The following is a 12842-nucleotide window of genomic DNA, read 5'->3' on the forward strand; positions in this document are numbered from 1 at the left end:
CGCGCGGCCACTGCGCCAGCGCCGCCGCGAACGCCTCCGACAGCGCATCCTCGGCCCCCGCCACGTCGCGCGAGCGTGCCGCCAGATACGCGACCAGCTTGCCGTAGCTCGCGCGCGCCGCGGACTCGGCGGCGGCCTCCGCCGCCGCGCGCGCCGCGTTGGCCCGGCCGTCCATGCGTCAGCGCATCGGCCAGATCGGCCGCACCTCGACCGTGCCGTGGGCAGCGCCGGGGCAGCGCGCGGCCCATTTTATGGCGCCGTCCATGTCGTCGGCCTCGACGATGTAGAAGCCGGCCAGCTGCTCCTTGGTGTCGGCGAAAGGCCCGTCCAGCACTTCGGTCCTGTCGTCGCGGACCTTGACCGTGGTCGAGGCCGACGCCGGCCGCAGCCGTTCGCCCGACACCATGGCGCCGGCCTTGATCAGCGCCTCGTTGTAGGCCGCGTAGGGAGCCGACATCTGCGCGCGCTGCTCGTCGGTGGCGGTCCTGAACGGCGTGTCGTCGGTGTGGATGAGCAACATGTACTGCATCGGAATCTCCATGGGTTGACGGTCGCGTCCTTGCGATCCGCGCCTAAGTCGCGCCGCTTTGCCTCAAATCGACAGGCGGCTCGAAAAAACATGGAAAGCATTCTCCGCCCGCACCGGTGGTCCCCGCAAGGGCCGCTTAGCCGTTCGTCGTAGCGGATGGCGGGTTGGCAAATCGGCTCCGGCGTCTAAACTCGCCCTCCCAACGCATCCAGGGAGGAACAGATGCCGCGATCCGCAACCCGCCTCGTTGCCGCCGCCGCCTTCGCGCTCGGGCTGGCAGCCGTGCCGGCCAAGGCGCAGGAGTTCATCAACGTGCTGACCGGCGGCACGTCCGGCGTCTACTATCCGCTCGGCGTCGCGCTGGCCGACATCTACGGCAAGGGCATCGAGGGTGCGCGCACCCAGGTACAGGCGACCAAGGCGTCGGTCGAGAACCTCAACCTCCTGCAGCAGGGCAAGGGCGAGATCGCCTTTTCGCTCGGCGATTCCGTAAAGCTCGCCGCCGAGGGCAACGCGGAGGCCGGCTTCCCCGGCAAGCTCGACAAACTGCGCGGCATCGCCGCCATCTATCCCAATTACATCCAGATCGTCGCCAGCCAGGATTCAGGCATCAAGACGCTCGCCGACCTCAAGGGCAAGAGCCTGTCGGTCGGCGCCCCGGCCTCGGGCACCGAGCTCAATGCGCGCGCCATCTTCGCAGCCGCCGGCATGTCCTACGAGGATCTCGGCAAGGTCGAATACCTGCCCTTCGCCGAATCCGTCGAGCTGATCAAAAACCGCCAGCTCGACGCTACGCTGCAGTCGGCCGGCTTGGGCGTCGCCTCGATCCGCGATCTCGCCACCTCGGTGCCGATCAATGTGGTGGCCGTGCCGAAGGCGGAAGTCGAGAAGATCGGCTCGCCCTACATTCCCGTCACCATCCCGGCCGGCACCTATGACGGCCAGGCCGCGGACGTCGAGACCGCCGCCGTCGGCAATTTTTTGATCACCCATGACGGCGTGCCGGAGGAGACTGCCTACCAGATGACCAAGCTCTTGTTCGAGAGCCTGCCGCAGCTCGTCGCCGCCCACGCCGCCGCCAAGGCGATCGACCCGGCCAAGGCGCTCGACGGCATGCCGGTCGAACTGCATCCCGGCGCGGCGCGCTACTACAAGGAGGCAGGAATCCTGAAGTAGTCCCGGCTTTCCCTCCTCCTTGAGGGGAGGGCGGCGGCAAAACCGCCGGGGGGGTTGTCCATGAAGAACTCTACGCAAGAAAGAGGCTGAGCACTGTCCGCCACGACCCCGCTTCCATCATCCGCGTCGCAACAAGCCGCCGAAGCCGAGATCGTCGACGGCCTGCCGCCCGGCTGGGGGGAAGGCCTCGGCGGCAGGGTGACCTTCGCCATCGCCGTCGCCTTCTCGGCCTTCCAGCTCGTCACCGCCGCCTACGCGTTCCTGCCCAGCCAGGTCGTCAGGGCCATGCATGTCGGCTTCCTGCTGCTGCTCGGCTTCGGCCTTTTGGCGACCTTGCGAGCGAAGTCGACGGCCGGCCGGGCGCTGTTCTGGACCTTCGGTGTGCTCGGCTTCGCCACCGGCGTCTATCAGTGGGCCGAATACGCCCCGCTGCTCCATCGCAGCGGCTTCCTGACGCCGCTCGACGTCACCATCGGCGCCGTGCTGATCGTGCTGGTCTTCGAGGCCGCGCGCCGCCTGATGGGCTGGCCGCTCGCCATCATCGCCGGCATTTTCCTCGCCTACTGCTTCCTGGGCAACTACCTGCCGCCGCCCCTCATCCACCGCGGCTACGATTTTGCGCAGATCATCGACTATTTCGCCTTCGGCACCGAAGGCATCTACGGCACGCCCGTCTACGTCTCGGCCGCCTACATCTTCATCTTTGTCGTCTTCGCCGCCTTTCTCGAACGCGCCGGCATGATCGCGCTGTTCAACGACGTGGCGCTTGGCCTGGTCGGCTCCTGGCGCGGCGGCCCTGCGCAGGTCTGCGTGCTTTCCTCCGCACTGATGGGCACCATCTCCGGCTCGGGCGTCGCCAACGTCGTCGCCAGCGGCCAGTTCACCATCCCGCTGATGAAGCGCTTCGGCTTCCGGGCGGCGTTCGCCGGCGGCGTCGAGGCGACCTCGTCGATGGGCGGCCAGATCATGCCGCCGGTGATGGGGGCGGTCGCCTTCATCATGGCCGAGACGCTGAACATCCCCTATGCCGACGTGGTGAAAGCCGCGATCATCCCGGCCATCCTCTATTTCGGCGCCTGCTTCTGGCAGGTCCATCTGGAAGCCGGCAAGGCGGGCCTGGGCGGCATGCGCAAGGAGGAACTGCCGAGCGCCTGGACGGCCATCAAGGAGCATTGGCCGCTGGTGCTGCCGCTGGCGGCGCTCGTCTATTTGCTCTTTGCCGGCTATACGCCGATCTTCGCCGGCACGATGGGCCTGGCGTTGACCGTCGTGCTCATCCTCGGCACACCGCTCGCAGCACTCATCGGCCCATTTGCCTTCCGCGTCGTCTTCTGGATCGCGCTCGGCCTCGCCGCCGCCGCCTTCATGCGCTTCGGCGTCAACGTGCTGGCCGCCGTCATGGCGGCGCTGGTGCTTGCCTGCCTCGCCTTCCGGGGCGGCCGCGAGACGCTGCGCATCTGCCTGGACTCGCTCGCCGAAGGCGCCAAGAACGCGCTGCCGGTCGGCATCGCCTGCGCCATCGTCGGCATCGTCATCGGCACGCTGACGCTGACCGGCATCGCCTCGACGCTGATCGGTGCGATCATCGCGATCGGCCAGAACAACCTCTTCCTGTCGCTGGTGCTCACCATGCTCACATGCCTGGTGCTCGGCATGGGCATACCGACCATCCCCAACTACATCATCACCTCCTCGCTCGCCGGGCCGGCGCTGCTCGAACTCGGCGTGCCGCTCTTGGTCGGCCACATGTTCGTCTTCTATTTCGGGATCATGGCCGACCTCACCCCGCCGGTCGCGCTCGCCGCCTTCGCGGCAGCGCCGATGGCCAAGGAATCCGGGCTGAAGATCGGTGTCCAGGCCTCCAAGCTCGCGGTCGCCGGCTTCGTGGTGCCGTTCATGGCGGTCTACACGCCAGCGCTCATGCTGCAGGATCCGGGGCCGATCGCCGAAAACTTCGGCTACCCTGTCGAGGTCGTCTACATCGTCGCCAAGGCCTGCCTCGGCATCGCGCTGTGGGGCGCGGCGGTGGTCGGCTTCCTTTTCACCCGCCTCGCCGTCTGGGAGCGGATCGTCGCCTTCGCCGCCGGCGTGCTCCTGGTGCTTGCCCTGCCGCTGACCGACGAGATCGGCTGGGCGCTCGCCGCCTCGTGGATCGGATGGCACTGGTGGCGGGCGCGGGGCATCCCCGCGCTGCAATGAGCCTCTGCATCCTCGCCGCCGGCAAGATGACTGTGCTCGCCGTGTCAGCCTTCACCCTGTCGTGGAGCCATTCCATCGAGAAGACGCGCTGGGAGGAGGACTGGCGCGTGACCCCGGCCGGCCTCGAAATCGTCGAGGCGCGCGTCAAGGGATCGGGCGCCGGGATGGAGCCGCCGGAGAGCGCCGTCCTGAAGGATGGATGGTGGAGCTACCCGCCGAAGCTGAGTCCGCGTCCTGTCGTCATGCTTGCCGCATCGGGAGCAACCGGCGCGGGGTGGCGGCTCTGCGCGGAGGGGACTTGCCTGGAGCTGGGGGCCGATGCAGGCGCGGCGGTCGAGCTTTCCGTGTGCGAGGCGGCGGACAAGACCCGGTAGGCGAACGGCGGGCATTGCCGCCGCATCGCCGTGAACGGATCAGTGGAAGGCTGCGGGCGTGCCGAGACGGCGTGCGCAGGCCGGGCCGGGGCCGCGCATGTAGTGGCGCTCGGGGCGGTAGGTCGGTGCAACGAATTCGCGCAGCGCGAACGCAAAATGCGTGATGTGATTCCAGACGTTCATCGTACCAGTCCCTGTCCCTCGGATGTCCCTTCCGATTTACGGACACTTTTAGCGTTCAGTCGTGAATCTTCGGTGAACGCGATATTAATCTTCGGCCCTGGATCGACCTCGACCGTGGCCGAATCACGGCTGAGTCCGGGTCTTTCCGCGACCGGCCGGAAACTTCTCCGGCATGTGCTTTTTCCGACACAGCTGTTTCGCGCCGATGCCGTCCGGGTGATTTCCGGTTTCCACATTGTCTCGGCGATGAATTTCCTTGCCTGCCGGAACGTGCTCGCGCGCGGCACGTTGGTCCCGAGCCGGACGGTGTCCGGCACGCCGGCATCGTTCGCATGAGGGACGATCGGCTCCGGCGCTTTTCCAACAACACCAAGAAACAGGAAGGGCAAAAGCCATGGGTTTCTTTTCCAAGGACATCAAGACGCTGGACGACCTCTTCGTGCACACGCTGCGCGACATCTATTACGCCGAGAAGCAGATCGAGAAGGCGCTGCCGAAGATGGTCGACAAGGCGACCAGCCCCGAGCTGAAGGCTGGCTTCGAGAAGCATCTTCAGGAGACCAAAGGCCATGTCGAACGCGTCGAGCAAGTCTTCGAGATGCACGGCGTCAAGGCCAAGGCGGTCAACTGCCCGGCCATCGACGGCATTCTGGAGGAAGCCGACGAGATTGCCGGCGACATCGACGACAAGCAGGTGCTGGACGCGGCGCTGATCGCCTCGGCGCAAGCCGTCGAGCATTATGAGATCACCCGCTACGGCACGCTGATGGCCTGGGCCAAGCAGCTCGGCCGCAGCGACTGCGCCGCCGTGCTCGCCAAGAACCTCAAGGAAGAAGAAGCGACCGACAAGAAGCTATCGCAGCTCGGCGAGAGCAAGGTCAACATGCAGGCCGCCGAATAGCGGATCGCAACGGCACGATCCGATCGCGCCACCGAAAGGGCCGCGCCGAGAGGTGCGGCCCTTTCGCTCGGCGCTATGGACGATTACGCATTGCCGATCAGCACGCCCGCCGCCAGCACGAGGCTGCCGCCCAGCACCACCTGCAGCACGGCGCGGAAGAAGGGGGTTTCCATGTAGCGGTTCTGGATGAAGGCGATCGCCCAGAGCTCGACGAAGACGACGGCGATGGCGATCGCGGTGGCCGTCCAGAAATGCGGGATCAGATAGGGCAGCGCATGGCCCAGCCCGCCGATCGCCGTCATGATGCCGGAGGCGAGGCCGCGCTTCACCGGCGAACCGCGGCCCGACAGCTTGCCGTCGTCATGGGCGGCCTCGGTGAAGCCCATCGAGATGCCGGCGCCGACCGAAGCGGACAGGCCGACGAGGAAGGTCTGCCAGGTGTCGCCGGTGGCGAAGGCTGCGGCGAAGATCGGCGCCAGCGTCGACACCGAGCCGTCCATCAGGCCGGCCAGCCCCGGCTGCACATAGGTCAGGATGAACTGCCGCCGCTCGGCGACGCCCTCCTCGGCCTTCACGTCCTCCGGCACATGTTCCAGGCCGAGCCGGCGCGCCAAAGATTCATGGCCCTTCTCCGCCGCCGCGAGATCGCCGAGCAGCTTTCGGGTCGAGGCGTCCTCCGTACGCTTCGCGGCCTCGAGGTAGAAGCGATGCGCCTGATCTTCCATCTCCTCGGCCTGCAGGCGCACCTTCTCGATGCCGAGCGGACGGACCAGCCAGTCCGGCCGGCGTTCGTAATAACCTTTGACATGCTCGCGGCGGATAAGGGGGATGCGCTCGCCGAAGCGCTGCCGGTGCATTTCGATCAGCGCGGCGCGATGCCTGTCCTCCTCGTCGGCCATGCCGTCGAAAACCGCGGCGGAAGCGGGAAAGTCGTCGCGCAGGCCGTCGGCATAGGCACGGTATATGCGGCCGTCATCCTCCTCGGAGGAAATGGCGAGCGCGAGAATCTCCTGCTCGTCGAGCGAATCGAAGGGGCGGCGTCCGAAACCGAAGACACGTGAAAGCATGAGATTCTGGCTCTAGTTTAGAATTGTTCTAAACTAGAGCGTTCGTCGTGCCGGTGCAATGGGCGTCCTGCTATCCGAAGCGGCGATAACGCTTCCCGGAGGACGCCCTCTTTTTATAGCCGGACTCCACACTATATAGGTTAACGTTCGCTTATAGGAGAGCCGCCCGTGAAGCAGCAGAAGCCCGTCGCCGGCCATCCGGCCGATCCGCATGCCGACTCCTTCGATCCGCAGCCGATCCTCGACCTCATCGCCGGCATCCAGGCCGATCTCGACCGTCTCAAAGGCCTGGTCGAGCAGGCCGCACCGAAATACGACCCGGCCAATCCCGCCAACAAGATGGCCGACGGCAAGCTGTCGAAGGACGGTGTCGAATGCTGCTACCGGATGTTCGACGAGGGTGCGAGCCGCTACTCGGTCGCCCGCGCGATGAAGATCTCCTTCGCCGCCGCGACGCATCGCTTCAACGCATGGCGCAACGCCGGCGGCGAGAAGCGGGTGCGGTCGCTCATGGGCTGAATGTGGCTCGCGGTGCGAGATCAAAAAAGCGCCCGGCGCAGGATGCACCGGGCGTTTTCGTCAGCTGAGCACGGGGCAACTCGGCTGACGGCCAAAGGTGATGTAGATGCGATCGCCATAGCGATCGCGCCCGAACACATCGATAGTGCGCCTGCCGACATCGGCGACGCGGGCGTGGCGAATGCCCATGCGCTCGGCTTTCCTCAGCGCGCGCCCCGCCGAACAGCGCGGACGGTCGTCGTAGTAGTCGCGCCTGCGGTCATCCCGGTAGCAGTCCTCGTAGCGCGGGTTGCAGTCGCGCTCTATCCGCAATCCGTCGCGGCCGATCCCGAACTCCAGGTCCTGCGCCGATACCTGCATGGGCATAGCCATGCCCGCTCCGGCGAGCAGGGCGCAGCCGATCAGAATATTTCGCATGTCTCCAAAAGCTCCCGTTTGGCTTCATCGCAGCGAAACGGTGCACCCATATTAGGGTTGCATCAAATAAGCTTGCAGAAGGTAACGCTCAGTCGAGCGTACGCCGGAAGCGAAACAGCGCCAGTCCCGCGAACAGCACGACGAAGAAGCAGAGCGCCGCGACCTCCAGCGCGATCGCATCGAAATCGGCGCCCTTCAGCATGACCGCGCGGGTGACGCGCAGGAAATGCGTGAGCGGGAATATCTCGCCGAAGACCTGCGCCCAGCCGGGCATGCCGCGATAGGGGAACATGAAGCCCGACAGCAGGAGCGACGGCAGGAAGAAGAAGAAGGTAAGCTGCAGCGCCTGCATCTGCGTGCGGGCGATGGTCGAGATCGTGTAGCCGAGCAGCACCAGCGCCAGCACGAAGATGAGGATCGCCGACAGAAGCAGCGTCAGCGAGCCCTGGAAGGGGATCGAAAACAGGAGCTTCGCGGCAATCAGCACGACCGCGACCTGCACGGCGCCTACGACCAGATAGGGCAGCACCTTGCCGAGCATGATCTCGACCGGCGAGGCCGGCATGGCGAGCAGGTTCTCCATCGTGCCGCGCTCGGTCTCGCGGGTCAGCGCGATCGAGGTCATCATCACCATTGTCATCTGCAGGATGACGCCGAGCAGGCCAGGCACGATGTTGTATTGGGATATGCCTTCGGGATTGTAGCGTCTGTGGACGACCACTTCGAGCTGTGTGCTCGCGCGTTCCGCCGCTTCCGCCTGCCTGCCCTGCTCGCGCAGCAGGGCCGTCTGCGCCACGGTGCCGAGCGTGGAAATGGCGCCGCTCGCGACCGCCGGGTCGGTGGCGTCGGCCTCGATCAGGATCTGCGGATTGTCGCCGCTCTCGACGCGGCGGGCGAAGTCGGCCGGTATGGTCACAAGGAAGGAGACCGTACCGTTCGCCATCAGCGCCTCGGCCTCGGCCGCGGTCTGCACGATGTGGTCGAAACGATAGTAGCCGGTCATCTGCAATGCGGAGACCATGGCGCGCGTATAGTGGTCGTTGCTGGTTGCGACCAGCGCGGCCGGCAGGCTCTTAGGGTCGTTGTTGATCGCATAACCAAACAGCACGAGCTGCATCAGCGGCACGCCGAGCATCATGGCGAAGGTGATGCGGTCGCGCCGCATCTGGATGAACTCCTTCATCAGCAGCGCGCCCAGCCGGGCGAAGGAGAAGATCGTGTTCATGCCATGTTGTCCCTGGACTTCGCCATGAACTGGATGAAGACGTCCTCGAGGCTGGTCTCGCCGGGCCTGACCGCAATGCCTTCCCGGCCGCGAATGTCGTCGAGCGCGCTTTCGAGAAGCGCCTTGTCCGATCCGACGACGTGCAGCGTCGTGCCGAAGGGGGCGACCTGCTCGACGCCTGGACGGCCTTCGAGCGCCCTGGCGATCTGGTCGAGCCGCGGACCTTCGATGACGAAGGTCGTCAACCCGGCGTTCTTCACCACCTCGTCGACAGTGCCGGTGGCAAGCATCCTGCCGTAGGAGATGTAGCTGATGCGGTGGCAGCGCTCGGCCTCGTCCATGTAGTGGGTCGAGACGAGCACGGTCAGCCCGTCCTGCGCCAGCCGGTGGATCTCGTCCCAGAACTCGCGCCGTGCCTTCGGGTCGACGCCGGCGGTCGGCTCGTCGAGCAGCAGAAGCTTCGGCTTGTGCATGATGCAGGCGGCGAGCGCGAGGCGCTGCTTCCAGCCGCCCGAAAGCGTGCCGGCGAGCTGGTTCCGGCGGCTCGCGAGACCGAGGTCCTCCAGCGTGCGGTCGACATGTTCGGCGACCGGCTTCAGCTGATAGAGCCGGGCGACGAATTCGAGGTTCTCGGCGATGGTGAGATCCTCGTAGAACGAGAATTTCTGGGTCATGTAGCCGACCTCGCGCTTGATCTTCAGGCTCTCCGTCCTGAGGTCGTGGCCGAGCACCTCGCCCTCCCCCTCGTCAGGGGTCAGCAGCCCGCACATGATGCGGATGGTTGTGGTCTTGCCGGAGCCGTTGGGGCCGAGGAAGCCGACGATCTCGCCCTCGGCGACCGTCATGGTGACGTGGTCGACGACGGTCTTGTCGCCGAAGCGCTTCACCAGGTTCCTGACGTCGATGGCGTTCATGACTGCCTCCGGCAGGGAGGGAGGTGAGTAAGGGAATAGGTTAGTAGGGGAAAGAAGCCCGTGCAGTCGGCCGCCCTGTTTCCTTACTCACCTACTCACTTATTCCCCTACTCCCCTAACTCCACATCCACGATCTGCCCCGGCTGCAGCCGCGAGGTCGCGTCGACCGGCCTTGCCTCGATGAGGTAGACGAGCTTCTGCCTGGTCTCGAGCGAGTAGATGACCGGAGGCGTGAACTCCGGATCGGGCGAGATGTAGCTGATGCGCGCCTCGAGCCCGTCCGGGCAACCGTCGCAGCGCACCTTCAGCAGCTTGCCGACCTCGAGCTTCGAGAACGACGCTTCGGGCACGTAGAGGGAGAGCTTCACCGCGCCGTCCGGCAGCATGGAGACGACCGGCGCGGAGGGGCCGGCGACGTCGCCCGGATTGCGGATCACGTCGTCGACGCGTCCCGCCGCCGGGGCCGTCAGCGAGCGCTTGGTCAGCCGCCAGCGCGCCTGCTCGAGCGCGGTCTCGGCCTGCTTCACCTGGTTCTCGGCCGCCTTGATCTCCTCGGCGCGCGCCGCCAGTTTTCCTACCGCAAGATTGGCCTCGGCCTGGTTGATCTGCGCCTCGGCCACCTCGACCGCCGTCTTCGCCGCATCGAACGTCGCCTGGGCCGCGGTGCCCCGCTTGAGCAGGTCGGTGACGCGCGCCAGGGTGCGCCGCCTCTCCTCGGCTTCCGCCTTGGCCGAGCGCACCATGGCCTCCAGCACGTCGATTTCCTCCTGCCGCTTGCCGACGAGCAGATTGGCAAGCTGCGCCTGCGCCTGTGCCAGCGCCGCTTCGGCCTGCGCGACCGCGATCCTGGCGTCGTCCGTCTCCATTTCGGCAACCACTGCGCCTTCCTCGACGCGGTCGCCGCGCTTCACCGAGATCGACTGCACCTGCGCAACCTCGATCGGGGCGAGCAGCACGAAGTCGCCCTCGACATAACCCACGGCGAGCGGCGCCGGCCCGGCACATGCGGAGAACAAAGCGGCGGCGAAGGGGATCGAGCAAAGGATGCTCATGGCTTTGCCTCCTTCCGCGCGGAGAGGATCGCATCGATGTTGCTTCTGACCACCGCGATTATGTCCGTCGCCTCGGCCGGCCCGACCTTGTCCCAGTCCATGCGCCGCATGACGGCGGCTTGCGCGATGCGGAAATAGACGACCTGTCCGATCAGCGTGAAGATGGTGATCCTGGTGCGTTCGCTTTCGGCGTCCTCGCCGCTTGCCTCCGCCCAGATCCTGCAGAGACTCCGGTGGACCGGCTCGAACACGCCGTCATAGATGATGTCGAGCGCCTCGCTCGGCTGGGACAGTTCGCGCAGCACGAACTGCACGAACTCGCCGGCCTCGGGCCGGGCCACGATGAAGCCGACCATGGCTTCCAGCACGGTGTTCAGCCGCGCCCGCGCCGCATCTTCGCCCTGGACGTCGCCGGCCGTCTCCGCCATGGCGGCGCCGGCAACGCCGCCGATCGTCTCGACGATATGGTTGGCGCAGGCCGCCCTGAGACCTTCCTTGCCGCCGAAATGATAGGCGATCGAGCCGATATTGGCTTTCGCGAGAGCCGCGATCTCCCGGGTCGACGTGCCCTCGAAACCCTGGCGGCCGAACAGTTTCAGCGCGACGCGGATGAGGGCGGCGCGGGTCTGGTCGGCGGGCGAGGGATGAGCACGGCTCGTGGAGAGGACATTTTCAGGTTTTTTGGCCATCGCTTATTTAATCAATCGAATGATTAAAGTAAAGGTCAGATCGCAAATCTTGACGCGTATCAAAGACGCGAAACAGCGCGCAGGATATGAAATAATGGCGACTTGCGCTGAGTGATGCGGGTACGAAAGCGGACGAGGGGTGGCGCTCCAAGCTCCGTCGCTTTTTGCTATTGTCGCTTCTTTGGGACTTGGTCAATGGCGAAGGAAATCGAACGGAAGTTTCTGGTTTCCAGTCCCGCCTGGCGGGATTTCGTGGAGGCGGAGATCCGCATCCGCCAGTTCTACCTGGTTGCGGCCGTCGAGCGCACGGTCCGCATCCGCATCAGTGACGGCAGGGCGGCGATGCTCACGCTCAAGTTTCCTGCACGGGACCGCGGACGCGAAGAGTTCGAGTACCCCGTCCCGCTGGCGGAGGCGGAGGAGATGCAGGCCTTCGCGATCGGTCGCATCATCAAGAAGACGCGCCATCACGTCCGCCATGAGGGCTATCTCTACGAGATCGATGTGTTCGAGGGCGGACTTGCAGGCCTGGTGATCGCCGAGCTCGAGACGCCTGATATCGTGCCGGTGGAGAAGCTGCCGTCATGGCTCGGCCGCGAGGTCACGCAGGACAACAGGTACTACAACGCATCGCTGGCCCTCGGAGAACTTCCGGAGTTCGCGGCATGAGCTTCCTGATCGATCCGCACCTGCCGCTGACGACCGAGGTTCGGCGCATCGCCGCAGCGGAAATCGACGGCGCGCTCCAGCAGCTCGCGGCGGCGCGCGAAAATCCCGACGAGGCCCTGCACGAATGCCGCAAGCGGCTGAAGAGCCTGCGAGCGCTGTTCCGGCTTGTCCGCTCCGGCGACGAAGCCTTCTTCCGGGCCGAGAATGCGCGCTACCGCGACGTAGCGGCGGGGCTCGCCGGCCCGCGCGAAGCCGCCGCCCTCGTCGAGACGGTGGATCGGCTGGGCAAGGCTTTTCCTGACGAAGCCGCCGGCGGCGACCTCGATCCCGTGCGCGACAGGCTCGTCGCGCATCGCGACGACATCGTCGGCAAGGACGCCGGCCCCGCCATCGATGCAGCCGTCGCCTCCTGCAAGACCGGCCTGCGGCAAATCCGCAAGCTCCGGCTGCCCGACGAACCCCAGGGCGCGGCGGACATCCTTGCCGAGGGCATGGGCAAGACCATGCACCGAGCCAGCAAAAGCCTTGCCAGCGCCAAGGCGCGCGGCGCGCCAGAAGACTTCCATGAACTGCGCAAGGCGCTCAAGGCGCATTCCAAGCACCTGTCCCTGTTGAAGAAGCTGTGGCCGTCGCCGGTCAAGGCCAGGCGAAAGGCCGTCGACGCGCTCGCTGAAAGGCTCGGCGAGCTGCACGACATATTCGTCATGCGCGCGCTGCTGAAGGACAAGGAGCACCCGCTCGGCGCCCTCACCGAAACGCAGCTGCTCGCCCGGCTCTGCAAACGCTCCGAGCGCCAGCTCAGGAAAGCCAGCCTGGCCGAGGCATCGAAGCTTTTCCGCGACAGCCCGAAACGGGCGGCGAAGAAGGCCGCGCGCAAGATCCGGCGCGAGTTCGCCGAGCCGCATCCGGCGGCATAGCGCCGGCCATG

General features: G+C 66.0%; 15 protein-coding genes and 1 pseudogene. 7 read left to right on the plus strand and 9 right to left on the minus strand.

Annotated features, from left to right (window positions below; translation table 11 throughout):
• Positions 1-175 (minus strand): annotated as a pseudogene (locus D8676_RS27710) (RNA polymerase subunit sigma-70); the annotation flags it as partial.
• A gap of 3 nt (positions 176-178) precedes the next feature.
• Entirely contained in the window at positions 179-529 is a 351-nt protein-coding gene (locus D8676_RS18810; RefSeq protein WP_121582822.1) for a YciI family protein, read from the minus strand.
• A 222-nt stretch (positions 530-751) separates the two neighbouring features.
• Between D8676_RS18810 and D8676_RS18815 the strand changes: the two genes are divergently transcribed.
• The 3 genes from D8676_RS18815 (at position 752) to D8676_RS18825 (ending at position 4278) form a co-directional block, all read left to right on the plus strand.
• Positions 752-1705: a TAXI family TRAP transporter solute-binding subunit gene (locus D8676_RS18815; protein ID WP_121582641.1), complete on the plus strand. Its 954-nt coding sequence runs from the start codon at positions 752-754 to the stop codon at positions 1703-1705.
• 93 nt (positions 1706-1798) lie between these two features.
• The gene (locus tag D8676_RS18820) at positions 1799-3904 is read left to right on the plus strand and encodes a TRAP transporter permease (RefSeq protein ID WP_121582642.1); all 2106 of its coding nucleotides are present in this window, start codon (positions 1799-1801) and stop codon (positions 3902-3904) included.
• On the plus strand, positions 3901-4278 hold the full coding sequence (locus tag D8676_RS18825; protein WP_121582643.1) for a DUF1850 domain-containing protein: 378 nt from the start codon (positions 3901-3903) through the stop codon (positions 4276-4278). The genes D8676_RS18820 and D8676_RS18825 overlap by 4 nt, the downstream gene beginning before the upstream one ends.
• Positions 4279-4317: 39 nt before the next feature.
• On the opposite strand, the gene D8676_RS27400 is transcribed toward D8676_RS18825, so the two are convergent.
• A complete protein-coding gene (locus tag D8676_RS27400; RefSeq protein ID WP_183097159.1) occupies positions 4318-4461 on the minus strand; it encodes a hypothetical protein in 144 nt (47 codons plus the stop codon).
• A 394-nt stretch (positions 4462-4855) separates the two neighbouring features.
• Here D8676_RS27400 and D8676_RS18830 point away from each other — a divergent pair, with 394 nt between their 5' ends.
• Positions 4856-5362 (plus strand): ferritin-like domain-containing protein, encoded by a 507-nt coding sequence (locus D8676_RS18830; protein WP_121582644.1) that lies wholly within the window; start codon positions 4856-4858, stop codon positions 5360-5362.
• Between the two features lie 83 nt (positions 5363-5445).
• Here D8676_RS18830 and mbfA read toward each other — a convergent pair whose 3' ends face one another.
• Entirely contained in the window at positions 5446-6429 is a 984-nt protein-coding gene (mbfA, locus tag D8676_RS18835; RefSeq protein WP_121582645.1) for an iron exporter MbfA, read from the minus strand.
• A gap of 168 nt (positions 6430-6597) precedes the next feature.
• Between mbfA and D8676_RS18840 the strand changes: the two genes are divergently transcribed.
• Positions 6598-6948 (plus strand): hypothetical protein, encoded by a 351-nt coding sequence (locus D8676_RS18840; protein WP_121582646.1) that lies wholly within the window; start codon positions 6598-6600, stop codon positions 6946-6948.
• Between the two features lie 60 nt (positions 6949-7008).
• On the opposite strand, the gene D8676_RS18845 is transcribed toward D8676_RS18840, so the two are convergent.
• The 5 genes from D8676_RS18845 to D8676_RS18865 all read right to left on the minus strand — a co-directional run bounded on the left by D8676_RS18845 (position 7009) and on the right by D8676_RS18865 (position 11245).
• The gene (locus tag D8676_RS18845) at positions 7009-7365 is read right to left on the minus strand and encodes a hypothetical protein (protein ID WP_121582647.1); all 357 of its coding nucleotides are present in this window, start codon (positions 7363-7365) and stop codon (positions 7009-7011) included.
• An 88-nt stretch (positions 7366-7453) separates the two neighbouring features.
• On the minus strand, positions 7454-8590 hold the full coding sequence (locus D8676_RS18850) for an ABC transporter permease (RefSeq protein ID WP_121582648.1): 1137 nt from the start codon (positions 8588-8590) through the stop codon (positions 7454-7456).
• Positions 8587-9504, minus strand: coding sequence for an ABC transporter ATP-binding protein (locus D8676_RS18855; RefSeq protein WP_121582649.1), 918 nt, complete (start codon positions 9502-9504; stop codon positions 8587-8589). The genes D8676_RS18850 and D8676_RS18855 overlap by 4 nt, the downstream gene beginning before the upstream one ends.
• A 107-nt stretch (positions 9505-9611) precedes the next feature.
• Positions 9612-10556, minus strand: coding sequence for an HlyD family efflux transporter periplasmic adaptor subunit (locus tag D8676_RS18860; RefSeq protein ID WP_121582650.1), 945 nt, complete (start codon positions 10554-10556; stop codon positions 9612-9614).
• The gene (locus D8676_RS18865) at positions 10553-11245 is read right to left on the minus strand and encodes a CerR family C-terminal domain-containing protein (protein WP_121582651.1); all 693 of its coding nucleotides are present in this window, start codon (positions 11243-11245) and stop codon (positions 10553-10555) included. Before D8676_RS18865 ends, D8676_RS18860 begins: the two co-directional genes overlap by 4 nt.
• Before the next feature lie 195 nt (positions 11246-11440).
• On the opposite strand from D8676_RS18865, the gene D8676_RS18870 reads away from it, so the two are divergent.
• Both D8676_RS18870 and D8676_RS18875 read left to right on the plus strand, forming a co-directional pair.
• Positions 11441-11914 carry a CYTH domain-containing protein gene (locus D8676_RS18870; RefSeq protein WP_121582652.1) on the plus strand — a complete coding sequence of 158 codons (474 nt, stop codon included), beginning with the start codon at positions 11441-11443 and terminating at the stop codon, positions 11912-11914.
• A complete protein-coding gene (locus D8676_RS18875; protein ID WP_121582653.1) occupies positions 11911-12831 on the plus strand; it encodes a CHAD domain-containing protein in 921 nt (306 codons plus the stop codon). The genes D8676_RS18870 and D8676_RS18875 overlap by 4 nt, the downstream gene beginning before the upstream one ends.
• The last annotated feature ends 11 nt before the right edge of the window (positions 12832-12842 follow it).

Origin of the sequence: Mesorhizobium sp. YM1C-6-2, from assembly GCF_003666685.1 — a bacterium.
In the GTDB taxonomy this organism is placed as follows: domain Bacteria; phylum Pseudomonadota; class Alphaproteobacteria; order Rhizobiales; family Rhizobiaceae; genus Mesorhizobium_K.

Excerpts from the sequence above, each read along its gene's own strand:
- D8676_RS18810 (WP_121582822.1), bottom strand. The coding sequence starts at position 529 with ATGCAGTACATGTTGCTCATCCACACCGACGACACGCCGTTCAGGACC.
- D8676_RS18815 (WP_121582641.1), top strand. The coding sequence starts at position 752 with ATGCCGCGATCCGCAACCCGCCTCGTTGCCGCCGCCGCCTTCGCGCTC.
- D8676_RS18825 (WP_121582643.1), top strand. The coding sequence starts at position 3,901 with ATGAGCCTCTGCATCCTCGCCGCCGGCAAGATGACTGTGCTCGCCGTG.
- D8676_RS27400 (WP_183097159.1), bottom strand. The coding sequence starts at position 4,461 with ATGAACGTCTGGAATCACATCACGCATTTTGCGTTCGCGCTGCGCGAA.
- D8676_RS18830 (WP_121582644.1), top strand. The coding sequence starts at position 4,856 with ATGGGTTTCTTTTCCAAGGACATCAAGACGCTGGACGACCTCTTCGTG.
- mbfA (WP_121582645.1), bottom strand. The coding sequence starts at position 6,429 with ATGCTTTCACGTGTCTTCGGTTTCGGACGCCGCCCCTTCGATTCGCTC.
- D8676_RS18845 (WP_121582647.1), bottom strand. The coding sequence starts at position 7,365 with ATGCGAAATATTCTGATCGGCTGCGCCCTGCTCGCCGGAGCGGGCATG.
- D8676_RS18850 (WP_121582648.1), bottom strand. The coding sequence starts at position 8,590 with ATGAACACGATCTTCTCCTTCGCCCGGCTGGGCGCGCTGCTGATGAAG.
- D8676_RS18855 (WP_121582649.1), bottom strand. The coding sequence starts at position 9,504 with ATGAACGCCATCGACGTCAGGAACCTGGTGAAGCGCTTCGGCGACAAG.
- D8676_RS18860 (WP_121582650.1), bottom strand. The coding sequence starts at position 10,556 with ATGAGCATCCTTTGCTCGATCCCCTTCGCCGCCGCTTTGTTCTCCGCA.
- D8676_RS18865 (WP_121582651.1), bottom strand. The coding sequence starts at position 11,245 with ATGGCCAAAAAACCTGAAAATGTCCTCTCCACGAGCCGTGCTCATCCC.
- D8676_RS18870 (WP_121582652.1), top strand. The coding sequence starts at position 11,441 with ATGGCGAAGGAAATCGAACGGAAGTTTCTGGTTTCCAGTCCCGCCTGG.
- D8676_RS18875 (WP_121582653.1), top strand. The coding sequence starts at position 11,911 with ATGAGCTTCCTGATCGATCCGCACCTGCCGCTGACGACCGAGGTTCGG.